We start from the raw sequence: 22,144 nt of genomic DNA, 5'->3' as shown, positions 1-22,144 counted from the left end.
TCAGGCCCTCGCCGCCGCCACCAGACGGTTGACCTCGGCGCGCACCATGTTGGCGTACTCCGGCGGCGACATGGCGTCGAGTTCGCCACGCACCCACTCCGACCATTTGCCCTTGCGCTTGGCCCGTTCGCCCATCAGCCGGGCGGCGTCGCCCTTGGCCTTGCCCAGATTGCTCTGCCATAAATCGAACAGACGCGACTTTTCGTCCTCGATGGCAGCGCGTTCCGGAAGGGTTTTGTTGGCCAGGTTGTAGCTCATGGGTCTCTACCTCGATGTGCAAAACGAACGCATAAACGGAGCCACTGACTGGCTCGAAAAACGTCAGCATCTTACACCCCACGGCGCCTATTCCCGACCCCATTCAATGTACTTTTTAGCCGCTTGCGCGGATGTGCTGCAACTTTCCAGGCGCTTAAAGCTCCATTGCACACTGCCATAACCACTGAAAGGAAATTTTCCATGGCTCGTAAAACTGCTGCCCACAGCGCCGCTGTCGAACAGATCAAGGATCAAGCGTTCAGCGAACTGGCTGCCCTCATCGAAGAGTCTGACAAGCTGCTCAAAGACAGCGCCTCCCTGGTCGGTGAGGAAGCTGACACCGTGCGCGCGCAACTGAGCCAGAAGCTCAAGCAGGCGCTGGAATCGGTGGGCAGCGTGCGCGAGCGCACCAAACCTGCTGTCGAAGCCACCGAAAATTACATCGGCGGTCACCCGTGGCAGACCGTGGCGGCTTCCGCAGGCTTCGGTCTGGTGGTGGGCTTGCTGCTGGGCCGTCGTTGATCAACGGCGTCTGAGCGCTTGCGGGACCGGCTCAAGCCGGTCCCTCTGCCTCAAGAGCGCGGCGCGATCACTTCCAGCTGCGACAGGCGATGGCCCTTGACCATCGCGGCATCGATTTCAATCTTGGCCTTCTCGGCGTCTGCTTGAGATTCAAACGGCCCGATCATTACCACTTCCCTGCCATCGACCTTCACGACGTAAGACGGGTAATGGTGCTCCACCAGCCAATAAGTCATGTCGCTCAGCGCTTCTTTCAAATGCACACGAATGGTCCACTGCTGCGAAGCCGGCGTCGGCGCTTCGGCCACTGAATCCGTGCTCGGAACCTGGGCCGGGGTCGCCGGCTTGCCGCCATCACAACCCGCCAGCATCAACACCGCCACCATCATTGCCATCTTGCGCACGTCTGTTGCTCCTCGTTTGAAGTGGCGCGAGTCTATCACCGCAGGGGACGCACGTTGTAACGTGAACACGCCGACAGGGACCTGCCTGAAACCGCCCTGCGCGCCGGGTTTTTGTTAAAGCGAAGGGAAGCGCAACGCCACCTGGGTTGCAGTTGCACGGAGCCACCGAGCGCTAGACCGCCCGCCGGGAGCGCTTAATCCGCACGCCAACGCTGGGCCGTCGCTGGCCGCGAATGTAAAATAGGCGGGTTGTGGAAATGGCGATCAGCCTGCGTTACGCCCCCTACCTGGACACACCCTGTAAAGATTGACGGCCCACATGGAAATAATGCCGAACCTGATGATGGCACTGTGGTCAATCTCTCAGGTTTCCCAAGTGCAGGTTTCATGACAATCAGTTCAACTAATGCAAGCCTGCGCTTCGCCGACAAGGTATGGTTGCCCGCCCGCCGCCCAGGCGTGCAATCGACGAAAGCCGATCTATCGTGAACACACCCATGACTTCCGCGACGCCCGCGCCGATGAACAACATTCCTCACCACCCGACTCACCGTCAGAGCCAGACGACCGCCCCTGCGCAGGCCGAAACGCAGCCCACCCCGGACGGATGGATCATCTGCGAGCACTGCGACTCGGTGTACCAGGCCATGCCCTTGAGCAAAGGCGAATCGGCTCATTGCCTGCGCTGCGCAGCGATTCTTCGTCGCAGCCATCGATTGACCATCGAGCAGCTGCTGGCGTTAAGCATCGCCGCCTGCGTGCTGTTCATCTTCGCCAACGTGTTTCCGGTCATCAGCATCAGCATGCAGGGCCTCTACAACGAGGTGACCCTCTGGGGCTCGGTTCAGGCCCTGGCCCAGGGCCAGATCACACTGATCGCGCTGGTGGCCGGGCTTGCCGTCATCCTTGCCCCGGCGCTGCAGATCGCCTTGCTGTTCTGGGTGCTGGCCCATGCCAATCGCGGCGAAATCGCACCCGGTTTCAAAATGTGCATGCGCACCCTTGAGCACCTCAGGCCCTGGAGCATGCTGGAAGTCTGTTTGCTGGGCATTCTGGTGGCCATCGTCAAACTGGCGGGTATGCTGGATGTTCACGCGGGCGTGGGCCTGTGGGCCATGGCGATGCTGATGGTGCTGATTCTCCTGATCGCCGGCAAGGACATCCGCCGCTTGTGGGACGAGCTGGGAGTCGAGCCTGAATGAACGGCATTCCCTTCGCTCGCGACTACAAAGTCACGCTGTGCCATGTGTGCAGTTACGTCTGCCCGGAGGATGCCCATGAGTGTCCGCGCTGCGACTCGCCGGTGCATCGGCGCAAGCCCGACAGCCTGGCGCGCACCTGGGCATTTCTGATCGCCGGTCTGATCTTCTACATTCCCGCCAACCTGCTGCCGGTGATGTACACGACCATGCTCGGCAGCAGCAGTGAGAACACCATCATGAGCGGAGTGATCGAGTTTGCCGAAGGCGGCTCGTGGGACATCGCCATCCTGATTTTCATTGCCAGCGTGGTCGTGCCCTGCATCAAGTTTCTGGTGCTGGGGATGCTGCTGGTGACGTGCCAGCGCCGCAGCACCTGGGCCATGGTCGAGCGTTCGCGGCTGTTCCGGTTCATTGAATTGATCGGGTACTGGTCCATGCTCGATGTGCTGGTGGTGGCTCTGGTGGCGGCGCTGGTGCAGTTCCGCGGGCTCAGCACCATCGAGCCGCGCCTGGGCATATTGTTTTTTGGTTTGGTGGTGGTGATGACCATGCTTGCCGCCATGACGTTCGATCCCCGGCTAATCTGGGACGCAGAGGTTGAAGATGTCCGATAACACCCTACCCCCCTCACCGCCGGCAAAGCCGCAGGTCAAGGCCCGCAAAGTCCGCGTTTCACTGGTCTGGCTGGTGCCGATCGTCGCGGCGTTGATCGGCCTGTCCATGGTGGTGCATGACTTCCTCAACGTCGGCCCGAAAGTGGTGGTGAGCTTCCTCACGGCCGAAGGTCTGGAAGCCAAGAAAACCCAGGTCAAATACAAGAACGTGGTCATCGGCATGGTCACCGACATCGAGCTCAGCGATGACCGTACTCACGTACTGGCGAGCATCGACCTCAATCAATCGGCAGCGCCGTTTACCCGCGCCGACACTCAGTACTGGGTGGTTCGTCCGCGCATCGGCGCCCATGGCGTGACCGGTGTGGATACCCTGTTGTCCGGCGCCTTCATCGGCGCCGACGCCGGCAGTTCGGAAGAAACCAAGAAGGACTTCACCGGTCTGGAAACCCCGCCCGCCGTCACTTTCGGCGAGAAAGGCAAGCGCTTCATGCTGCACACCGATGATCTCGGCTCGCTGGACATCGGCTCGCCTGTGTACTTCCGCCGGATCCAGGTAGGCCAGGTCGTGGCCTACGAACTGGCGAAGGACGGCAAAGGCGTCGACGTCGAGATTTTCGTCGGGGCGCCCAACGATCAGTACGTGCTCACCGACTCACGCTTCTGGAACGCCAGCGGCGTCGACGTCACCCTGGGCGCGTCGGGCCTGAAGGTGTCGACCCAGTCCATGACGTCGATCCTGTCCGGCGGTATCGCCTTCCGTGAACCCAAATACAGCCCCGACGCCAGGCCGGCCGACCCCAACGCCGAGTTCAAGCTGTTCGAAGACCAGGCGACCGCGCTGGCGCCGCCCGATGGCGAGCCCAAATACATCCGCATGCGCTTCAATCAGTCCCTGCGCGGGCTGGTGGTCAACGCGCCGGTGGACTTCCTCGGCGTCAACATCGGCCGGGTGGTCTCGGTCGACCTCGACTACGACCCGGCGACGGGCAGTTTTCCAGGCATCGTCGGCGCTGTGATCTATCCCCAGCGACTGGGCGCAGCCAATGACAAGCTCAAGCAGCAGGCAGGCAATGGCGATGAGGAGGCACAAACGTCGAAAATCCTCGGACAGTTCATCGACCGAGGCCTGCGCGCACAGGTGCGTACCGGCAACCTGCTCACCGGCCAGCTTTACGTCGCCATGGACTTCGACCCCAAGGCCCCGAAAGTGACCTACAACGCCAACGCCCGGCCGTTGGAAATACCCACCGTGGGCGGCAGCTTCGACAAGCTTCAGGAGCAGTTGCAGGCGTTCGTCGACAAACTGGGCAAGATCCCTCTGGATGATCTGGCGAAGAACCTCAATGGCAGCCTGATCGAGCTTCAGAAAACCATGAAGCAGGTGAACAGTGACGTGTTGCCGCAAATGCGCGGCGCCTTGCAGCAAGCGCAGAAAACCTTGGGCACGGCCAATGAGACGCTGTCGGACGACTCACCGGCGCGTCAGCAATTAGGCCAGGCCATGGAAGAAGTCCAACGCACAGCGCGCTCGGTGCGGGTATTGACCGACTTCCTCAGCCGTCATCCCGAATCATTGATCCGCGGCCGCTCGGGGGATGCAGCGCCCGGCTCGTACAAAGGATCTTCTTCTTCCCGCGAAATCGCTCCGGAGCCCGCCCAATGACATTGCGTAAACCTCTACTCATGCTGGCCTGCGCACTGGGTCTGACGGCGTGTGCTTCAACGCCGACGCATTACTACACGCTGATCGCCCCGGCCACCCCGGCTCCGGCAAACGTGAGCCAGGCGCCGTTTCAGTTTGAAATGCAACCCGTGCTGATGGCGGTGCAGGTGGACCAGCCGCCGTTGGTCATTCGTCAGGGCAATGGCAGCCTGGCCATTCTGGAAAATGACCGCTGGGGCGCCCCTCTGGGCGATGAGTTCCACGACGCCTTGACCGGGCAGCTGGAACGCCGCTTCGGCTCCAGGGACCTCGCCGGTTTGCCCAAGCAGAGCGACCAGCCCGTCCTGTCGGTGCGCACGGACGTCCGCCGCTTTGAATCGGTGCCCGATCAATACGCGCTGATCGATGTGGTGTGGAACCTGAGCCTGCGCGGCGCAGGCTCAGGACCCGGTGCCAAGCGGCAGACCTTGACCTGCAGCAGCGTCATCCGCCAACCGGCAGGCATCGGCATGGAGAATCTGGTGATCGCCCATCAGCAAGCCGTATCAACGCTGGCCGATACCATTGCGCGCACTGCCAGCCAGTGGTCGCGTCAGCCCGACGCCCGTTGCCCTTCTTGATCGCATCGACTCCGGGCACTTAGGTGCCCGACTCATTCTCTTTACAAGCCGCTATTCAAACCGCTGCCCTCAGCCCTAAAAACCTATTCATTCGAACAGTTATCATACGAGCGTTTGAGAAAACTCCTACAACACGAGATTTTTGGATCCCACATCCAAAGAGAAGGAGTTATTGTTTCGGCGATTATGAATAGGTTAATCCTAAGAAGCCGCATCCGTTTGCATTGATTTGCTCATCATTCCGTCCGAGTCGATCATGATGTTTGCACGTGGATGCTTAACGTCAGGGATCGTCAAAGGGAGTTGAGCACATGAAAGGCATTGGTCTGCGACTCAGGCAGGAACGCAACAGGCTGAAGCTGTCGCAGAGTGCATTGGGCGCAATCGGCGGCGTCGAAACCAACGCACAGGGGAATTACGAGAACGGCACCCGGTCGCCGAAGGCCGATTACCTGCTTCTCATCGCAGAAGCTGGTGTCGACCTTAACTACGTGATGAGTGGCAAAAGATCGTCCACAGACGGGATGAATCTGGCATCGTTGGTCGATCCTGAAGAGAAACAGGAGGTGTCCCCCCACTTGACCAAAGTCACTCACCAGTTGCACCGTAATCTGCATGGCCTCATCGACGCATCGTTGCAGCTGACGCAGCTCATCGAGGTACGCAACCACGACGCTCAATCCACCGAGGCCAACGTGCAGCTGGAAACTATCCGGATTGAAGCGCAGTCACTCGCCAAGGCCACGATGCACCTTATCTTCGAGACGTCGAAACTCGTCTAAGACGCCGTTTGCAGGCGCTAGAGGGGTAAGGCTCACAGCTGTGGGACCTATCTTGCTCGGGAAGGCGTCTCCAGATCGGCAAATCCGAGCGGGTGGAGCGCCTCTTTCCTGAGCACGCTTAGTCCCGCAGGAATAGCGGGGACGGCGCGGACTGAACGTTGAGCGGCGGTGCGCGGGACCAGACAATCCCTACGCACCCCCTCGCGACCTTCCTGGATCAGCGACGCTTCAACCGGTCGATAATCACCGCCAGCAGCAGGATCGTGCCGCGAATCACATACTGGTAGAAGGTGTCGATGTTCTTCAAGTTCATGGCGTTCTCGATAATCGCCAGAATCAAGACCCCTGCGATGACATGACGGATCATGCCGATGCCGCCACTCAAGGACACCCCACCCAGCACACACGCCGAGATCACGGTCAGTTCAAAGCCCTGGCCGATCATGGGCTGACCCGAAGTCATGCGTGAAGCCAGCACCACACCGGCCAGCGCGCCAATCAAACCGTGCACGGCGAAGATGATGATCTTGGTCCGGTCGACATGAACACCGGCGAGGAGTGCCGCTTCCTGGTTACCGCCGATGGCCAAGGTATTGCGGCCGTAGGTGGTGTAGTTGAGCAGCCAGCCGAAGAATATGAAGCAGACAATCGTGATGAGAATCGGCACCGGCACGCCAAACAGCTGGCCGTTACCGAACACAAAGAAGGCCTCGTCGCCCACGCCCACTGCTTTCCCGTTGGAGAAAATGTAAGCCAGACCGCGAACGATCTGCATGGTCGCCAGCGTGGTAATCAGCGCATTGATACGCAGCTTGGCAATGACGATGCCGTTGATCAAGCCGACCAGCAAGCCCATGGCCAGCGCTGCCGACACGCCCAAAAACACACTGTCGGTGTCGCGAATGACGATCCCTGCAATGACCCCTGAACACGCCAGAACCGAACCGACCGAGAGGTCGAAATGCCCGGAGGCCAGGCAATAGAGCATGGTGCAGGCGGCGATGCCGACCGTGGAAATCGCCAGGCCCAGGCCGCGCATGTTCAGCGGCGACATGAAGTTGTCGATCAGCAGCGCACAGAGCACAAAGATGCCCAGGGCGGCCATGAGCATGGCCCAGTCGTCGACGAATCGACGCATGTTCATGCCTTGGCGGGGAGCCGTCAGGCTGGATTCGGTAGACATACGCACCTCATTCTTGTTTTTCATAGCCAGCTTTTCATCGCCAGATTCATAACCGGGTCTTTGCCGGGTTCAACCGCGGGTACGCGGCAATGCCAGTTGCAACAGCCGCTGTTCGTTGGCCTCTTCGCGAGACAGCTCGCCGGTGATGGCGCCCTCGCTCATGACCAGGATGCGGTCGGAGATCCCCATCACTTCCATCAGGTCGCTGGACACCACGATCACGGCAATGCCGTCGGCAGCAAGGTTGTGGATGATCTGGTAGATCTCGGATTTCGCGCCGATGTCGATGCCGCGGGTGGGTTCGTCCAGCAGCAGCACCTTCATCGGCATCGACAGCCAGCGACCCAGGATGGCTTTCTGCTGGTTGCCGCCCGACAGAAACAGCATCTGCTGTTCAGGCGAAGGCGTTTTGACGTTCATCGACTTGATCTGGTGCCGGGCGTTGTCGCGCTCCCAGCGTCCCTGGATCAGGCAACCCAGACTCACGTGGCGCGGCCGCGCGCCGATGTTGATGTTCTCGGCGACGCTGGACAGAGGGACGATGCCTTCTTTCTTGCGGTCTTCCGGGCAGAGCAGGATCCCCGCGTCGATGGCGTCGCGCGGCGAACGCAGGTTCAGCGGCTTGCCCTCCAGTTGCAGAGTCCCGGCCTGCCTGCGCGTCAGCCCCGACAGCATGCGGAACATTTCGGTACGACCGGCGCCGACCAGGCCGAAGAAGCCGAGAATTTCGCCCTTCTCCACGGCGAAACTGGCAGGCTCCTGCAAGCCTGGCCCCATCAGGCCGGTCACCCGCAGGCTCGGCCCCTGGTGCTGGCGCGGCCGGTAGTTATAGATGTCCTGGATATCGCGCCCGACCATGCAGGTCACGAGGCGGTCATGGTCAAGGTCAGCCATGTCTTCGAAGGTGCGCACGAAGCGCCCGTCCTTGAACACGGTCACGGCGTCACACACACGGAAAATCTCTTCCATGCGGTGGGACACGTAGAGAATCACCCGGCTTTCGTCGCGCAGTTGCGTGATGATCGCCATGAGCCGATCAATCTCCCGCGCCGACAGGCTGCTGGTGGGTTCGTCGAACGCGATGACATGAGCATTGCGCGACATGGCCTTGGCGATTTCAACCAGTTGCCGCTGCCCCAGTGACAGGTCACCGAGGCGCGTGTTCGGGTCGATCTCGTCGGCCAGGCCTTTGAGCAGGTCCCGTGCGCGGCGGACCATGGCCCGGCGGTTGATCATGCCCCAGCGATTGGGCATATGCCCCAGCAGGAGGTTTTCCGCCACCGACATTTCCGGGACCAGGTGCAGTTCCTGGTGGATCACCGCTACGCCGGCCGCGATGCTGTCCGCGGTGGATTTGAATGCCAGATGCTGGTCGCCGATCTGCAGATCGCCGCTGTTGGGCTGGTACGAGCCGCCGAGAATCTTCAGCAGCGTCGATTTACCCGCGCCGTTCTCGCCCATCAGCGCGTGAACGCTGCCTGGCCGAGCTTCGAAATTGATGTCCGACAGCGCTTTCACACCAGGGAAGGTTTTGCCGATCCCGTTGAAGCGCAGGCTGCCGCCGTGCTGAACCTGTTGTTGAACCGATGCCTGTTGCATGAACCACCTCCACCCCGCCCCACCCTTGCCGGGTGGAACGAGGCCTCGCAGATATCCGCCTGATTTCCAGGCGTCCCGACTCGACTGCCGCGCTTACTTGTACAGACCGATCTTGGTCAGCACTTCCTTGAAGTTGGCGCGGGTGATCAGGGTCACGTCGTCCATGGCGGTGTATTTCGCAGGTTCCTTGCCTGTGGTGACCCACTCATACATCTGCAGGGCGGTGTTGTAGCCTTCTTTGTCAGGGCTTGGCAGCATCGACCCGAAGAAGCCGCTTTCCTTTTTCTTCAGCTCGTCGATGGCGTCAGTGCCGTTGATGCCGATGCCGATCACGTTGGCCGGTGTGAAGCCGGCGCCTGCGGTTGCGCGTACGCCACCAAGCACGGTGTTGTCGTTCATGCCACCGATGATCAGTTTTTTCGCGGCAGCGGGCAGCTTGGGCAGCGCTGCGTTGGTGGAGTCCATGCTGCCCGGTACGTCGAGGGTTTTCTGCGGGGTGAAGAGGATGTGGTCTTCCGGCATACCGGCTTTTTTCAACGCATCCACCGAACCGTCGGTGCGCTTCTTGCCAGTGTCCAGTTCGTTGTAGGTGTTGATGATCGCGTAGGTTTCTTTCCAGTCCCAGTTGCGATTCTTCGCTTCCTCGGCCATGGCCGCGCCCTGTTTCTGGCCGACTTCGAACGCAGCCATGCCCAGGTACGGCACGTCTTCCATGAATTTGCCCTTGGCGTCGACGAAACGGTCGTCGACGGCCATGACTTTCATGTCGTTGGCTTTGGCCTTGGCAACGATAGACGGGCCCAGGGATACATCAGGCGGGCAGATGACGAAGCCTTTGGCGCCGTTTGCGGCGAGGCTGTCGATGGCGGAGAGGGTTTTTTCACCGTCCGGAACGGCAATTTTGATCACTTCAAAACCGTGTTCCTGTCCGGCTTTTTCGGCGAAGGCCCATTCGGTCTGGAACCAGGGCTCTTCAGCCTGCTTGACCAGAAACCCGATCTTGACCTTGTCAGCGGCGGATGCACCGCCGCTCATGCCGAAAATGGCGGTGGCAACAGCAACACAGCACAGGGAACGAATCCCGTGGCGACTCAACATAGCTAACTCCTTATTTTTATTGACTAGCTACAGCGTTCAGCAGTGAGTGTCGGGGCGGCATGCAGCAAGAAACACCGCAGGCCGCTCGACTGAAAACAGTCATATCATATTATCAATGAAGCCTATGTAACCGAGTGTCACACCCGCTTGGCAGGCGGATGACGTCACCCTGAAAACCGGTGCGAGGCCATCCCCTTAATGCCGACTTGCATCTGAATCACACTGCCATCCAGATCACTCGCTCCCTCTGCGGGACGGGCGCTGGTCACGAACAGCGTGGTCATGTCCGGCCCGCCGAATACGCAACTGGTCGGGTGACCGACCGGTAGTTCAACGATGCGATCAACGCTGCCGTCGGGTGCAAAGCGGATCAGGCAGCCGCCACCCCAGCGGGCGTTCCAGACAAAGCCGCCTTCGTCCATCGCCGAGCCGTCGGGTGCGCCGCGTAAATGCTCATGGGCCCATACTTCCCGTTCGCCCAGGGAGTGGTCGTCATTGATCGGGTAACGATAGATCACCCCGTCCAGGGTGTCGGCAGTCAACACTGCGGCATCGTTGTGCGGCCAGACCAGCGTGTTGACGATGCCCTGCCCCTCCAGCAAAGGCACGACCGAAGCGTCGCCGTCGACGCGGTAAAGCCCGCCGGACCGGCGCTCTATGGGCAGGTCACCGCCCTGCTCGTCCAGGTTGTTTTGCATGGTGCCGAGCCACAGTCGGCCGTGGCGATCACAGCGGGCCTCATTGGCACGGTTGCCGGCCACCGGGTCGGCGTTACATAGCAGAGAGATAACGGGCTGCTCAGCCGTGGAATCGAGGTCCAGACGATGAACGCCACTGGCGAGAGTCACCAGCGCGTCGCCCTTCGTCGTGGGGATAAAGGCGGAGACCGGCTCGCGGAACTGCCAGGAGGACACCTGGCCGTTGTGCAGCCGAAGCGCGCGGAATCCGGCGATATCGACCCAGTACAACGCCTGGTCGACGTTGTCCCAGAACGGCCCTTCGGCCAATTTAAAGCGCTGGTCGCAGACCGGTAGCCATTTCATGAACAATGTCCTGCTTATTATTATGGGTCGTGTTACGGGTCATACCAGGGTTCAGTCAACCGGCCGAGGTGCGCACCGGCTAAACCTCGGACTCCAATGATCTCAATGACCGGGACAACGGTGGCTGCCGCGAGCGGGCAATCACTTCACCGGCGTTTTCGATCAGACTCATGCACGCCCAGACACCCTTCGCCGAATCACGGTTGGCGATCGCGTCCGCCAGGTCCTTGTGCAGCGGCAGGGTTCTGCCGAGTTCTCCGGGCACCGCCGACGACACCTCGAAGGAGATGGCCAGCAACGCGCCCAGCGCCGGCAACATCTGCTCGATGAACTGGTTGTGACTCGCTGCGAGCACGGCTTCATGGAAGCGCTGGTCCGCAGCGTTGTAGTCCCCAAGATCCGCGACGCTGAATTCAAGCTGCACGTACGCCGCCTGAATCCCCGCGATCTGCTCCGGAGTTGCCCGTTCACACGCCCAACGCACCGCCATCGGTTCAATCACACGTCTCAAGTCCAGCAGGTCCAGCACCACGCTTTCCGGCAGCCCCTTCGCTGCCAGCCAGCCCACCACCTGCGGGTCAAACAGATTCCAGCTGCGCACCGGCAACACCCGTGTGCCCACCTTGGGTCCGACTTCCAGTAACCCCTTGGCCACAAGCGTCTTGATGGCCTCGCGGATGACGGTACGACTGACCCCGAACTCTTCACCCAACGCCGCTTCAACCTTCAGCGACTGCCCCGGCATCACGTTGCCTTGAGCAATCCAGGCGCCGAGGCGGTCTACCGTTGACGCATGAAAACTGCTGCTCATTGATCCGCCCCTGTTTACGGTAGTTTCCGCGAATCGAGGCTAATGATCATACGATTAGGAGTCAAACGCCTGTACAGCCCCGCACTCTTGGGCTAGACCTTCTAGCGCGGGGGCTGTGACTGCCTTTCGCCAAATAGTATTACAATTTATTTTTAAAGCGAGCGGTTTTGATCTATAACTCGAAATATCAGCGTCAATTGCCCTGAATAGTATGACCAATCGGCACCTTTCCGGCCGTTGAGGCACCGCGCCGCACTTGAGCGCCACGAGCAGCAAAGGTGCTGCCTTTATGCAGTACCTGTGAACACACCCATAACAACAAAAGGATCGACGCAATGAGAAAGACGCTTATCCCTGCCATTGGCCTGTCACTGCTGGCCGCCGCGCTGCAAGTGCACGCTGCCGGACTGTCCACTGAACATGGCGATTTCGGGAAACTGGCCGATGGCACCCCGGTCGAGAAATACACGCTGCGCAACGGCCAGGGCATGCAGGCCACGGTCATCACCTATGGCGGCACCCTTCAGTCGTTGCTGGTGCCAGACAAGCACGGCAAGGCTGAAGACGTGGTTCTGGGTTTCGATGATGTCGACGGCTATGTCAAAGGCACTTCGTTTTTTGGCGCCACCATTGGCCGCTTCGGCAATCGCCTGGCAGGCGGCAAGTTTTCTCTGGACGGCAAGAGCTACCAAGTCCCCCTGAACGACAAGACCAACTCATTGCACGGCGGGCCGAAAGGCTTCGACAAGCAGATCTGGAAGGCCGAAGAGGTCAAAGACAAAGGCTCTGTGGGGGTCAAGCTGACGTATGTGTCGGTCGATGGCGAGATGGGCTTCCCGGGTACGCTTAAAACGGAAGTCACCTACAGCCTGAACGACAAGAACGAGCTGCGCATCCAGTACCACGCCACGACGGACAAGCCGACCGTCCTCAACCTCACCAACCACAGTTATTTCAACCTGGCCGGCGCTGGCAATGGCGACATCCTCGATCAGGTTGCGGTGGTCCACGCAGCCCGCTACACGCCCGTCAACGAGACACTGATTCCGACCGGTGAATTGGCGCCGGTGGCCGGCACGCCACTGGACTTCCTCAAACCCGTCGCTTTCGGCAAGCGCATCCGGGAAGACAATGCTCAGCTCAAGTTCGCTGAACCGACCCAAGGCGGCTATGACCACAACTGGATCCTCGATACAAAGGGCAAGTTGTCGAATCTGGCGGCAGACGTAGTCGATCCGAAATCCGGTCGTCGTTTGCAACTGTTCACCACCGAGCCTGGGGTCCAGCTTTACACGGGCAACTTCCTCGACGGCACCGTCAAGGGCAAGGCAGGCAAGATCTACCCGCACTGGGGCGCTTTCACGCTGGAAACCCAGCACTACCCGGACTCGCCCAATCAGCCAGACTTCCCTTCGACACGCCTGAACCCAGGCAAGGCGTACACCCAGACCACCGTGTTCAAGTTTCTGAACAAGTGACCGTTTGAGTGTAAAGACGCGGCGGCAGGGCAACGCCAAAGGTTGTCACTGCCGCTTCAAAGGGGGGAAGACCTGGGGGGCTTCGTAATGAAACCGCTCAAAAACAGCCATTCCCACTCATTTGAGACAGTGACGGCCCAAGCGCTCACCGTTCTGTACTAAAGCTAACCGTTTGGCTTAGAAACACACTTTTCGAGTGAATTTTCCCGTCGGTGACGACTCAGTTACAAAGAGAGTGATTGATAGGGAGGTTCGCAAGCGTGGCACAGTACAAGCATTTCAGAATCGATTATCTGCTGCACGGCAGCTACAAAAGCTTCTACATTAGCGCTGAAGCCATGGACAGTGCATCTGCCTGGCACTGGGCATCAGTGGATGCCGGATTTGGTCAGATCCCTAAATACCGCTCGGACCGAGTGCCGAAGGTGACCAAACCAAAAGCCGAGCAACTGGGCTTGACCGATGTGGAGTGGGCGGAGTCCTGATCGGCTGATCAGGACGATGTTGGCGTCAACTGTTCGCTTATTTGCTCTTCAACTTTTGATCACGGAAGCCTTCCTTGGCAACGCGTCGTCGTCGACACGTTGCCAGTCATCCGGCGCTCCGACCAGCCTTCCCTTCCCCCGAACCATGGACGCCTCGCCAGAAGAGATTTCTGACGATTAACGCGCTCAATCCAGGCCATCGGCAAACCTGATCATTAAACGACCATTGCAGCTAAGGCCTTGCAACTACAGGCTTACAGAAACTTATCCACAGAGATATTCACGCTTTCCGTGGACAACTATTTCAACGTATTGGCGTTGACTTTGCTGCCCTCTCCGGCCTAGCACACGCCGAAAAAAAGCGCCGCATGGGCCAGCGTTTGCCTTACTCAGGCAGCGCTGAGCACCCGGGCCAGTGTTGCCTTGACCTTGCCGATTCCGTCGTGCAAAGCCTGCTCGATTTCCGCCATGGTAATCACCGCCGCCGATTTGCCAGCGGCCGGATTCACCACCAGCGCCATACAGGCGTATTCCAGTTCAAGCTCACGCGCCAAGGCCGCTTCCGGCATACCGGTCATGCCGACGATGTCGCAACCGTCACGCTCCAGGCGCACGATTTCAGCCACGGTTTCCAGCCGCGGTCCCTGTGTGCAGGCATAGACGCCGAAATCGCTGTGCGGGCATCCTTCAGCAACCAGCGCCGCAATCAGCCGTGCCCGCAGCGGTGCGCTGTAGGGGTAGCTGAAATCGATGTGCGTCACGTGCTCGAGGTCATCGGCGAAAAAGGTGTGATCGCGGCCACTGGTGTAGTCCACCAGATCATGAGGCACGCAGAAATGGCCGGTGCCCATGTCAGGATGAATGCCGCCAACGGCGTTGACCGCCAGGATGGCTTCGGCACCTGCCTGCTTGAGAGCCCAGATATTGGCGCGGTAGTTGACCTTGTGCGGAGGAAAGCGGTGCGGATGCCCGTGGCGGGCGAGAAACATCACCTCGCGCCCGGCGTATTCGCCGAGGTGGATATCGCCGGACGGCGCGCCGTAAGGTGTGTTCACCGTCAGGGACTGACGGATCGTCAGTCCTTCGAGCTGAGTCAGGCCGGTGCCGCCGATAATCGCGTAAACAGTCATGTGAATCCTTAGTCGATCAGTTGAGCAGCGCGCAGGGCCGTCAGCGCCGCCAGCCAACGTGGATGCTGCCGGTATTCGGTGGACGCCAGGCCTTGGCCGCGCATCCGGTGAAGTCGTGCCGCGGGCGGCGAAACCTTCAAGCGCTGCACCGCGCTCAACGCAAGCTCCGCCGCAGCGCGGTCATTGCAGACCAGCCCCATGTCACAGCCGGCGGTCAGCGCTGCCTCGATGCGGCTGGCGGCGTCCCCCACGACATGAGCGCCCGCCATCGACAGGTCATCGCTGAAGATCACGCCATCGAAGCCAAGCTCGCCGCGCAGGATGTCCTGCAGCCAACGGCGCGAAAAGCCCGCCGGCTGCGAATCGACCTTGGGATAAATCACATGGGCAGGCATGACCGCTGCCAGATGCGAACTCAAGCGCTGGAAAGGCACCAGGTCATTGGCCCGAATGGTCTCAAGGCTGCGCTCATCCTGGGGAATCGCCACATGGGAGTCAGCCTCGGCCCAGCCATGCCCCGGGAAATGCTTGCCGGTGGCCGCCATCCCCGCCGTATTCATGCCGCGGATAAAAGCACCCGCCAGCAACGCCGCGCGCTCGGGGTCGCCTTCGAATGATCGGGTGCCCACGACCGCACTGCGCTGGTAGTCCAGATCGAGCACCGGCGCAAAACTGAGGTCCAGCCCCACCGCCAGTACTTCGGTTGCCATCAGCCAGCCGCAGTGCTCGGCAAGGCGCTCTGCATGGGGGTGATCGGCAATCGCACGCATTGGCGGCAGCCGCACAAACCCCTGGCGCAGGCGCTGCACCCGACCGCCCTCCTGATCCACAGCCAACAACAAATCGGGACGGATCGCGCGAATGGAAGCACACAGCTCGCGGACTTGCCGTGGACTCTCGATATTGCGCGCGAAAATGATCAGGCCGCCCACTTCGGGCTGACGAAGAAACTGACGATCTTCGGACGTCAGCCAGGTACCGGCGACATCCACCATCAGGGAGCCTTGCAGGCCAGAACTCATAAGATGATCCTTCAACAACCAATGCTCAGGCCGGCATGGTGAGGGATCGAAGGGTGTGATGCAAATTGCGCGACAACGCGCCGGCAAGGCGCATCAAGCCTTGGCAGGCACCGGCGTCGAGGTCTTGGTCCGCGGCCGAAGTTGCGCGGTGAGCATGGCGGTGTCGGTGACGCCTGTTTCGGCGCGCATGCCTGCCGCCAGAAACGGCACCATCAGGCGCATGACCTGCTCAATGGACGTATTAATGCCAAAATCGGTCTCCGCGATGGCGCGCAGTGCCTTGATGCCAGACATGCTGAAGGCGGCCGCGCCCAACATGAAATGGACCCGCCAGAACAGCTCGATGGGGGGAATGCGCGGGGCCGCCTCGTTGACCAGGAGCATGTAACGGCGGAAGACCTTGCCGTACATGTCCTCGAGATAACGACGCAAGTGGCCCTGGCTCTGACTGAACGCCAGGCCCAGCAGGCGCATGAAGATGGACAGGTCATTGCCGCTACGCGGCTGAACGACCAGCGCCTGCTCGACAAGTATTTCAAGCAGCTCCTCGAGTGTGGGCTTGTGGTCGGGCCTGGCCTGCCGACGCTCCAGCTCACGGTCGAGGCTCACGCAAAAAGGCCCCAGGAATCGGGAGAAGACTGCCTGGATAAGGGCTTTCTTCGAACCGAAGTGGTAATTCACCGCCGCCAGGTTGACCGACGCCTTGCTGGTGATCAGCCGCAACGAGGTTTCGGCAAAACCTTTCTCAGCGAACAGCTGCTCCGCTGCATCGAGAATTCGTTCAACTGTTTCCGACTGAGCCATGGTTCCACGCCTGACAAACACTTGTTTGAAACATACGTTTCACGCAACGCACTGTCAACCCTGAGCGTCTGCTTTCTGCCCCGCCAGTCATGGCCATTTAACCATATAAACCGGGGCCTGTAGCCACCCACGCCGAAGGGTGTCCCCACGCGTGACGAAAAGGAGCATTGCCAAGACGCAAGCACTGTATATAATCCCAGTCACTGTATAAAAAGCCAGAGCGATGCACATGATCAAACTGACGTCACGCCAAGCCGAGATTCTGGACTTCATCAAGCGTTGCCTCGAAGACAACGGCTATCCGCCGACGCGCGCCGAAATCGCTCAGGAACTGGGCTTCAAATCGCCCAACGCCGCCGAAGAACATTTAAAAGCACTCGCCCGCAAAGGCGCCATCGAAATGACCCCGGGCGCCTCCCGTGGCATTCGTATCCCCGGCTTCGAAGCCAAACCCGATGACAGCGGCTTGCCGATCATCGGCCGCGTCGCCGCAGGCGCCCCCATCCTTGCCCAGCAGCACATTGAAGAATCCCTCGCGATCAATCCGGCCTTCTTCCACCCAAGCGCGGATTACCTGCTGCGGGTACACGGCATGAGCATGAAAGACGTCGGCATTCTCGACGGCGACCTGCTGGCCGTTCACACCACCCGGGAAGCACGCAACGGCCAGATCGTTGTGGCGCGAATCGGTGACGAAGTGACCGTCAAGCGCTTCAAGCGCGAAGGCAACAAGGTCTGGCTTCTGGCCGAGAACGCTGACTTCGCACCGATCGAAGTGAATCTCAAAGATCAGGATCTTGTCATTGAAGGCTTGAGCGTCGGCGTGATACGTCGATAAGGAGAACACAGATGCAGTTCCCACAGACACCGCAACAACATGCACAACTGCCACTGTTCGAAGCATTCATGGTGCCCGGCGTGCCGATGCTCGACGTCCCGCTGCTGCAGGTCCCGACACGGGCAGAACGTGCCGAGTCGCCATGGAGCAACGAACGAGAAGTCTTTAGTGAATTGTCATTGCGCGGCGCTGCCGGGAATTGTCTCAACCTGCTCGCACCGATCCTGCGTGAGTTGAGTGAAGACACCCATGATCGCTGGCTGACGCTGATCGCACCGCCGACCAGTGTGACCCAGGCGTGGCTGCGTGATGCGGGGTTGAACAGGGAGCGTATTATTCTGATGCACCCGCGCGGCACGCAAAGCGCGCTGGAGCTCACGCGAGAGGTCCTTCGACTGGGTCGCAGCCATACGGTCGTCAGCTGGATCAACCCGATTTCAAGCAGTGCTCGCCAGCAACTGGCTGGCGCAGCACGCATCGGCGATGCGCAAAGCCTCAACATTCGTCTGGGCTGAGCACATCCAAAATCTGTTCAGGGTATTTATATCGAACAAATGCTTCTTGCGAATCGGGAAGCGGCATTGCGAGTGAAAGAGGTCCCGGCGCGAGCATCAATGCAACACGCGCGGCCCTTCTTCATCCTTGGTCAGTTCGCCTTCGGCCAGACGACCCGCCATTTGTACGCCAACGCTGAGCATCGCCTTGGCGACCTCGACGTGCTGACCCTGCAAGAACGCCTTGGCGTCTTCCGAAAAATTCAGGGTCACGAGCGATCCTTCATCTTCGGCGCGGCGCAACTCGATGCGGCCGTCGGGCAGTTCAACTATTTCCAGAAACGAAGTTGGCATCAGGGCAGTTCTCCACGAAAGGCCGGCATTGTAACAGCCAGATGACTCAGTCCCTAGCCCATCGATCATTCCGCATCAGCACTCGCTGAGGCCTTCTCTGAACCGGATTGCCAGGCCTTTGAGCTGCTGACGCCAGCTTTCCATCTCCTCGCGCGTCAATACCTCCTCAGGCTCCTCCTGCGCTCCCACCGAAATGATGAGGGGTTGAGTCACGTCGCCCTTGGGTTTACGGGGCGCGCTCGGCGGCATGAACAGCGCGTGGTACGAGGCCAGCAACTGCGCCAGCCAGGTTTCGCGGTGCTGGGCGAGTTCGACCAACTCACCCATTTCGGGGATCGCGATAGCTTCCAGTACCTTTGGAGACAGCAGGTCCTCGGCGCGCGGGGTACTCGCCTGTGGCAGCCGATAGTAGCCTGCTATTTCGTGGCACAGCCCGAGCAACGCGCCATAAAGATGGAAGATTGCCGACTCACGCTCCGCCTGTTCAAGCCCTTGGGCGTTCATCGCCTGGCTGTCCCTGGCTTTCGCCATCGCTTCCAGCGCCAGGCCTGCAAAAAAGATCTTCTGGTTGGTGCGGGTATAGAGTTCGTGAGCCATAACGGCGGCCTCTGTAGAAATTGATCGAATGGCCAGGGTGCATGCTGCCGGTCAACCGCAGACAAAAAAATCCCCCGGAGCGCGCGAGCACCCCGAGGGATTGTTTTAACGCAAAGCGTCCGGGCTGACCAGTCGGATCGAGCTCAAACGCTTAACGCTTGTCTTCCACCTTCCATTTGCCGCCGTCGTAGAAGGCACGCCAGCCGGTCGGCTTGCCGTCCACTTCGGTCTGCACGTACTGCTCCTTGGACTTGCGGCTGTAGCGGATGACCGCCGGACGACCGTCAGGGTCCTTCTTTGGCGCATCACACAAGAAGTGATACTTCGGATCGATTTCGTCCTTGTGCGGCGCGATTTCCATGACCAGCGGGGCACGGGTTTCACGGTTTTTCGGGAACTGGCTCGCGGCCAGGAACAGTCCCGAGGCACCGTCGCGCAGGATATAGGTGTCGTCGACTTTCTCGCACTTGAGTTCCGGCATCTTCACCGGGTCCATCTTCGGCGGCGCCGCCTCACCACTCTTCAGCAGCTTGCGAGTGTTCTTGCAGTTTGTGCAGCCAAAGAACTTGCCGAAACGGCCCGTCTTGAGCTGCATTTCACCGCCGCACTTGTCGCACTCCACGCTCGGACCTTCGTAGCCCTTGATGCGGTACGTGCCCTCTTCGATCTCGTAACCCGAACAATCCGGGTTGTTACCGCAGATGTGCAGCTTGTGCTTCTCATCCAGCAGGTAAGCATCCATGGCGGTGCTGCAGATCGGGCAACGGTGCTTGCCACGCAACACACGCGATTCGGACTCGCCCTCGTCGTCGTCGGCGATCTCGTCGCCTGGCGTTAGGTTAACCGTGGCCTTGCAGCGCTCTTTGGGCGGCAGACTGTAGCCCGAGCAGCCGAGGAAGACGCCGGTGGACGCAGTACGAATCTGCATCGGGCGGCCGCAGACCTTGCACGGGATGTCGGTCATGACCGGCTGATTGGAGCGCATGCCGCTGTCGGGGGCTTCGGCCACTTCGAGTTTCTTTTTGAAGTCGCCGTAGAACTCGTCGAGCACGTTCTTCCAGTCGCGCTGCCCCTGGGCCACGTCGTCGAGGTTCTCTTCCATGGCTGCAGTGAAACCGTAGTCCATCAGGTTCGAGAAGCTTTCGGACAAACGCTCAGTGACGATATCGCCCATCTTTTCCGAGTAGAAGCGACGGTTGTGCAGCGCCACGTAGCCGCGGTCCTGAATCGTCGAGATGATCGCCGCGTAGGTCGATGGACGACCGATACCGCGTTTCTCCATTTCCTTGACCAGGCTCGCTTCCGAATAACGCGCAGGCGGCTTGGTGAAATGCTGGCTCGGGTCGAGCTTGAGCAGCTTAAGCTTGTCGCCCTGCGCCATGTCCGGCAGCACGTCGTCATCGCCCGGCTTGCTCATCTGTGGCAGCACGCGGGTGTAACCGTCGAACTTCAGGATGCGGCCTTTGGCGCGCAGCTCGAAATCGCCAGCCGCTACGCTGACAGTGGTCGACAGGTATTGCGCAGGCGGCATCTGGCAGGCCACGAACTGGCGCCAGATCAGCTCGTACAGACGCTCGGCGTCGCGTTCCATGCCGGTCAGCTTGCTCGGGTGGGTATTGACGTCGGAGGGACGAATCGCTTCGTGAGCCTCTTGAGCGCCTTCCTTGCTGCTGTACACGATCGGCGATTCCGGCAGGTACTTCTTGCCGAACTCGGTTTCGATGTAAGTGCGGGCCATGGCCACTGCGTCGGCCGACAGGTTGGTCGAGTCCGTACGCATGTAGGTGATGTAACCGGCTTCGTACAGACGCTGGGCCATCATCATGGTTTTCTTCACGCCGTAGCCCAGGCGGTTGCTCGCGGCCTGCTGCAGCGTGGAGGTGATGAACGGTGCCGATGGCTTGCTGCTGGTCGGTTTGTCTTCACGCTTGCTGATGCTGTAGGCCGAGGCCTTGAGCTTCTCCAGCGCCGCCATGGCGGTCGCTTCATTCAGCGGCTTGAAGGCTTCACCTTTTTCCCGTGCGACCTCAAAGCGGACGTTGGCGCCTTTGGCGGTGCCCAGGTCCGCGTGGATCTCCCAGTACTCTTCCGGGATGAACGCGCGAATCTCACGCTCGCGCTCCACCACCAGCTTCACCGCCACCGACTGCACACGACCGGCCGACAGACCGCGAGCGATCTTCTGCCACAGCAGCGGCGACACCATGTAGCCGACGACGCGGTCGAGGAACCGGCGTGCCTGCTGGGCATTCACGCGGTCGATGTCGAGTTCGCCCGGCTTGGAGAAGGCTTCCTGGATGGCTTTTTTGGTGATCTCGTTGAACACGACTCGCTTGTAACGCGCGTCGTCGCCGCCAATGGCTTCGCGCAGGTGCCAGGCAATGGCTTCCCCTTCGCGGTCCAAGTCCGTCGCGAGATAGATGGTGTCGGCGTCTTTGGCCAGGCGGCGCAACTCGTCGATCACTTTCTCTTTGCCCGGCAGGATTTCGTACTTGGCTTTCCAGCCGTGCTCGGGGTCAACACCCATGCGCGACACGAGCTGGCGCTTGGCCTTTTCCTTGGGCGACAGCGCGGGCGCTTCGGCCGCGGTCTTGCCGCGCTTGGCAGCAGGCTCTTTGGAGGCGCTAGCCGAACCGCTGGTGGGCAGGTCTCGGATATGGCCGATACTCGACTTCACCACGTACTGGCTGCCCAGGTACTTGTTGATGGTCTTGGCCTTAGCCGGGGATTCCACAATGACCAGCGATTTGCCCATGGATCGGAAAATTCCTAATGCGAGAAAAAAGACGTCGGAGCCGTCGGGGCCCCGCTATATATAGTGGCTGAAAGGTGAGGTCAAGCAATGGCTACTGCAAGGTCACGCCTCAAGGCCGGGTAAAAAGACCCGGTTCGGCCTGAACCAGAGCAAAGCGCGGCACGTGCTCGCCGTCAACCTCAACTGACTGTAGAAACATGCTCAAAGGGCGCACCCACAGGCCGTATTCGCCATACAACGCCTGATAAAAGACCACTTCTTCATCAGTCTCCGAGTGCCGCGCGACACCGAAAACACGGTATTCGGGGCCTTTATAGTGACGGTAGAGACCTGGCTGTAACGGCATGGGTTGAGACCTCGGTGTGACCAGAAAAAAAGTGTCGAA

The 22,144-nt window shown here is 60.1% G+C and carries 24 protein-coding genes; 10 read left to right on the top strand and 14 right to left on the bottom strand.

Annotated elements, in window-relative coordinates; all coding sequences use genetic code 11:
* Complete coding sequence (locus VF672_RS24465; protein ID WP_331107812.1) at positions 1 to 258, bottom strand: hypothetical protein; 258 nt, start codon at positions 256 to 258, stop codon at positions 1 to 3.
* Between the two features lie 201 nt (positions 259 to 459).
* Between VF672_RS24465 and VF672_RS24460 the strand changes: the two genes are divergently transcribed.
* Positions 460 to 780 carry a DUF883 family protein gene (locus VF672_RS24460; protein ID WP_331107810.1) on the top strand — a complete coding sequence of 107 codons (321 nt, stop codon included), beginning with the start codon at positions 460 to 462 and terminating at the stop codon, positions 778 to 780.
* 50 nt (positions 781 to 830) lie between these two features.
* On the opposite strand, the gene VF672_RS24455 is transcribed toward VF672_RS24460, so the two are convergent.
* On the bottom strand, positions 831 to 1,184 hold the full coding sequence (locus VF672_RS24455) for a hypothetical protein (protein WP_331107807.1): 354 nt from the start codon (positions 1,182 to 1,184) through the stop codon (positions 831 to 833).
* Positions 1,185 to 1,831: 647 nt separating this feature from the next.
* On the opposite strand from VF672_RS24455, the gene VF672_RS24450 reads away from it, so the two are divergent.
* From VF672_RS24450 to VF672_RS24430, 5 genes are all read left to right on the top strand, one after another.
* Positions 1,832 to 2,386, top strand: coding sequence for a paraquat-inducible protein A (locus VF672_RS24450; RefSeq protein WP_331107816.1), 555 nt, complete (start codon positions 1,832 to 1,834; stop codon positions 2,384 to 2,386).
* Positions 2,383 to 3,000, top strand: coding sequence for a paraquat-inducible protein A (locus VF672_RS24445; protein WP_331107806.1), 618 nt, complete (start codon positions 2,383 to 2,385; stop codon positions 2,998 to 3,000). Before VF672_RS24450 ends, VF672_RS24445 begins: the two co-directional genes overlap by 4 nt.
* Positions 2,990 to 4,666 (top strand): intermembrane transport protein PqiB, encoded by a 1,677-nt coding sequence (locus VF672_RS24440; protein ID WP_331107804.1) that lies wholly within the window; start codon positions 2,990 to 2,992, stop codon positions 4,664 to 4,666. Before VF672_RS24445 ends, VF672_RS24440 begins: the two co-directional genes overlap by 11 nt.
* A complete protein-coding gene (locus tag VF672_RS24435) occupies positions 4,663 to 5,286 on the top strand; it encodes a PqiC family protein (protein ID WP_331107802.1) in 624 nt (207 codons plus the stop codon). Before VF672_RS24440 ends, VF672_RS24435 begins: the two co-directional genes overlap by 4 nt.
* A 311-nt stretch (positions 5,287 to 5,597) precedes the next feature.
* The gene (locus VF672_RS24430) at positions 5,598 to 6,068 is read left to right on the top strand and encodes a helix-turn-helix transcriptional regulator (protein WP_331107800.1); all 471 of its coding nucleotides are present in this window, start codon (positions 5,598 to 5,600) and stop codon (positions 6,066 to 6,068) included.
* Positions 6,069 to 6,285: 217 nt separating this feature from the next.
* Here VF672_RS24430 and araH read toward each other — a convergent pair whose 3' ends face one another.
* From araH to VF672_RS24405, 5 genes are all read right to left on the bottom strand, one after another.
* Positions 6,286 to 7,251 (bottom strand): L-arabinose ABC transporter permease AraH, encoded by a 966-nt coding sequence (araH, locus tag VF672_RS24425; protein ID WP_037013092.1) that lies wholly within the window; start codon positions 7,249 to 7,251, stop codon positions 6,286 to 6,288.
* Between the two features lie 69 nt (positions 7,252 to 7,320).
* On the bottom strand, positions 7,321 to 8,850 hold the full coding sequence (araG, locus tag VF672_RS24420; protein WP_331107798.1) for an L-arabinose ABC transporter ATP-binding protein AraG: 1,530 nt from the start codon (positions 8,848 to 8,850) through the stop codon (positions 7,321 to 7,323).
* Between the two features lie 93 nt (positions 8,851 to 8,943).
* Entirely contained in the window at positions 8,944 to 9,948 is a 1,005-nt protein-coding gene (locus tag VF672_RS24415) for a substrate-binding domain-containing protein (protein WP_331107796.1), read from the bottom strand.
* Positions 9,949 to 10,112: 164 nt separating this feature from the next.
* On the bottom strand, positions 10,113 to 10,991 hold the full coding sequence (locus tag VF672_RS24410) for an SMP-30/gluconolactonase/LRE family protein (RefSeq protein WP_331107794.1): 879 nt from the start codon (positions 10,989 to 10,991) through the stop codon (positions 10,113 to 10,115).
* A 79-nt stretch (positions 10,992 to 11,070) separates the two neighbouring features.
* The gene (locus VF672_RS24405; protein WP_331107792.1) at positions 11,071 to 11,802 is read right to left on the bottom strand and encodes a FadR/GntR family transcriptional regulator; all 732 of its coding nucleotides are present in this window, start codon (positions 11,800 to 11,802) and stop codon (positions 11,071 to 11,073) included.
* 335 nt (positions 11,803 to 12,137) lie between these two features.
* Here VF672_RS24405 and VF672_RS24400 point away from each other — a divergent pair, with 335 nt between their 5' ends.
* Positions 12,138 to 13,280 (top strand): aldose epimerase family protein, encoded by a 1,143-nt coding sequence (locus VF672_RS24400; RefSeq protein WP_331107790.1) that lies wholly within the window; start codon positions 12,138 to 12,140, stop codon positions 13,278 to 13,280.
* Positions 13,281 to 13,540: 260 nt separating this feature from the next.
* A complete protein-coding gene (locus VF672_RS24395; protein ID WP_331107788.1) occupies positions 13,541 to 13,765 on the top strand; it encodes a DUF6555 family protein in 225 nt (74 codons plus the stop codon).
* A gap of 389 nt (positions 13,766 to 14,154) precedes the next feature.
* Here the strand turns inward: VF672_RS24395 and VF672_RS24390 are convergent, their stop codons facing one another.
* The 3 genes from VF672_RS24390 to VF672_RS24380 form a co-directional block, all read right to left on the bottom strand.
* On the bottom strand, positions 14,155 to 14,895 hold the full coding sequence (locus tag VF672_RS24390; RefSeq protein WP_331107786.1) for an S-methyl-5'-thioinosine phosphorylase: 741 nt from the start codon (positions 14,893 to 14,895) through the stop codon (positions 14,155 to 14,157).
* 8 nt (positions 14,896 to 14,903) lie between these two features.
* Entirely contained in the window at positions 14,904 to 15,905 is a 1,002-nt protein-coding gene (gene nagZ, locus VF672_RS24385) for a beta-N-acetylhexosaminidase (protein ID WP_331107814.1), read from the bottom strand.
* 105 nt (positions 15,906 to 16,010) lie between these two features.
* Positions 16,011 to 16,721, bottom strand: coding sequence for a TetR/AcrR family transcriptional regulator (locus VF672_RS24380; RefSeq protein WP_331107784.1), 711 nt, complete (start codon positions 16,719 to 16,721; stop codon positions 16,011 to 16,013).
* A gap of 229 nt (positions 16,722 to 16,950) precedes the next feature.
* Between VF672_RS24380 and lexA the strand changes: the two genes are divergently transcribed.
* The gene (lexA, locus tag VF672_RS24375; protein ID WP_065988571.1) at positions 16,951 to 17,559 is read left to right on the top strand and encodes a transcriptional repressor LexA; all 609 of its coding nucleotides are present in this window, start codon (positions 16,951 to 16,953) and stop codon (positions 17,557 to 17,559) included.
* An 11-nt stretch (positions 17,560 to 17,570) separates the two neighbouring features.
* A complete protein-coding gene (gene sulA, locus VF672_RS24370) occupies positions 17,571 to 18,074 on the top strand; it encodes an SOS-induced cell division inhibitor SulA (protein WP_331107780.1) in 504 nt (167 codons plus the stop codon).
* A 96-nt stretch (positions 18,075 to 18,170) separates the two neighbouring features.
* On the opposite strand, the gene VF672_RS24365 is transcribed toward sulA, so the two are convergent.
* From VF672_RS24365 to VF672_RS24350, 4 genes are all read right to left on the bottom strand, one after another.
* Positions 18,171 to 18,407 carry a hypothetical protein gene (locus tag VF672_RS24365; protein ID WP_037011193.1) on the bottom strand — a complete coding sequence of 79 codons (237 nt, stop codon included), beginning with the start codon at positions 18,405 to 18,407 and terminating at the stop codon, positions 18,171 to 18,173.
* Positions 18,408 to 18,482: 75 nt separating this feature from the next.
* Positions 18,483 to 19,004, bottom strand: coding sequence for a DUF6586 family protein (locus VF672_RS24360; RefSeq protein ID WP_331107778.1), 522 nt, complete (start codon positions 19,002 to 19,004; stop codon positions 18,483 to 18,485).
* A gap of 151 nt (positions 19,005 to 19,155) precedes the next feature.
* Complete coding sequence (topA, locus tag VF672_RS24355) at positions 19,156 to 21,759, bottom strand: type I DNA topoisomerase (protein WP_331107776.1); 2,604 nt, start codon at positions 21,757 to 21,759, stop codon at positions 19,156 to 19,158.
* Between the two features lie 109 nt (positions 21,760 to 21,868).
* Complete coding sequence (locus VF672_RS24350; RefSeq protein WP_331107774.1) at positions 21,869 to 22,105, bottom strand: DUF1653 domain-containing protein; 237 nt, start codon at positions 22,103 to 22,105, stop codon at positions 21,869 to 21,871.
* Between the last annotated feature and the right edge of the window lie 39 nt (positions 22,106 to 22,144).

Origin of the sequence: Pseudomonas sp. (genome assembly GCF_036387035.1) — a bacterium.
Classification (GTDB): Bacteria; Pseudomonadota; Gammaproteobacteria; order Pseudomonadales; family Pseudomonadaceae; genus Aquipseudomonas.
This window is presented reverse-complemented; position numbering and strand designations above follow the sequence as displayed.

Excerpts from the sequence above, each read along its gene's own strand:
- sulA (WP_331107780.1), top strand. The coding sequence starts at position 17,571 with ATGCAGTTCCCACAGACACCGCAACAACATGCACAACTGCCACTGTTC.
- VF672_RS24390 (WP_331107786.1), bottom strand. The coding sequence starts at position 14,895 with ATGACTGTTTACGCGATTATCGGCGGCACCGGCCTGACTCAGCTCGAA.
- VF672_RS24440 (WP_331107804.1), top strand. The coding sequence starts at position 2,990 with ATGTCCGATAACACCCTACCCCCCTCACCGCCGGCAAAGCCGCAGGTC.
- topA (WP_331107776.1), bottom strand. The coding sequence starts at position 21,759 with ATGGGCAAATCGCTGGTCATTGTGGAATCCCCGGCTAAGGCCAAGACC.
- araH (WP_037013092.1), bottom strand. The coding sequence starts at position 7,251 with ATGTCTACCGAATCCAGCCTGACGGCTCCCCGCCAAGGCATGAACATG.
- VF672_RS24365 (WP_037011193.1), bottom strand. The coding sequence starts at position 18,407 with ATGCCAACTTCGTTTCTGGAAATAGTTGAACTGCCCGACGGCCGCATC.
- lexA (WP_065988571.1), top strand. The coding sequence starts at position 16,951 with ATGATCAAACTGACGTCACGCCAAGCCGAGATTCTGGACTTCATCAAG.
- araG (WP_331107798.1), bottom strand. The coding sequence starts at position 8,850 with ATGCAACAGGCATCGGTTCAACAACAGGTTCAGCACGGCGGCAGCCTG.
- VF672_RS24450 (WP_331107816.1), top strand. The coding sequence starts at position 1,832 with ATGCCCTTGAGCAAAGGCGAATCGGCTCATTGCCTGCGCTGCGCAGCG.
- VF672_RS24410 (WP_331107794.1), bottom strand. The coding sequence starts at position 10,991 with ATGAAATGGCTACCGGTCTGCGACCAGCGCTTTAAATTGGCCGAAGGG.
- VF672_RS24435 (WP_331107802.1), top strand. The coding sequence starts at position 4,663 with ATGACATTGCGTAAACCTCTACTCATGCTGGCCTGCGCACTGGGTCTG.
- VF672_RS24465 (WP_331107812.1), bottom strand. The coding sequence starts at position 258 with ATGAGCTACAACCTGGCCAACAAAACCCTTCCGGAACGCGCTGCCATC.
- VF672_RS24400 (WP_331107790.1), top strand. The coding sequence starts at position 12,138 with ATGAGAAAGACGCTTATCCCTGCCATTGGCCTGTCACTGCTGGCCGCC.
- VF672_RS24460 (WP_331107810.1), top strand. The coding sequence starts at position 460 with ATGGCTCGTAAAACTGCTGCCCACAGCGCCGCTGTCGAACAGATCAAG.
- VF672_RS24430 (WP_331107800.1), top strand. The coding sequence starts at position 5,598 with ATGAAAGGCATTGGTCTGCGACTCAGGCAGGAACGCAACAGGCTGAAG.
- VF672_RS24445 (WP_331107806.1), top strand. The coding sequence starts at position 2,383 with ATGAACGGCATTCCCTTCGCTCGCGACTACAAAGTCACGCTGTGCCAT.
- VF672_RS24360 (WP_331107778.1), bottom strand. The coding sequence starts at position 19,004 with ATGGCTCACGAACTCTATACCCGCACCAACCAGAAGATCTTTTTTGCA.
- VF672_RS24415 (WP_331107796.1), bottom strand. The coding sequence starts at position 9,948 with ATGTTGAGTCGCCACGGGATTCGTTCCCTGTGCTGTGTTGCTGTTGCC.
- VF672_RS24380 (WP_331107784.1), bottom strand. The coding sequence starts at position 16,721 with ATGGCTCAGTCGGAAACAGTTGAACGAATTCTCGATGCAGCGGAGCAG.
- VF672_RS24350 (WP_331107774.1), bottom strand. The coding sequence starts at position 22,105 with ATGCCGTTACAGCCAGGTCTCTACCGTCACTATAAAGGCCCCGAATAC.
- VF672_RS24405 (WP_331107792.1), bottom strand. The coding sequence starts at position 11,802 with ATGAGCAGCAGTTTTCATGCGTCAACGGTAGACCGCCTCGGCGCCTGG.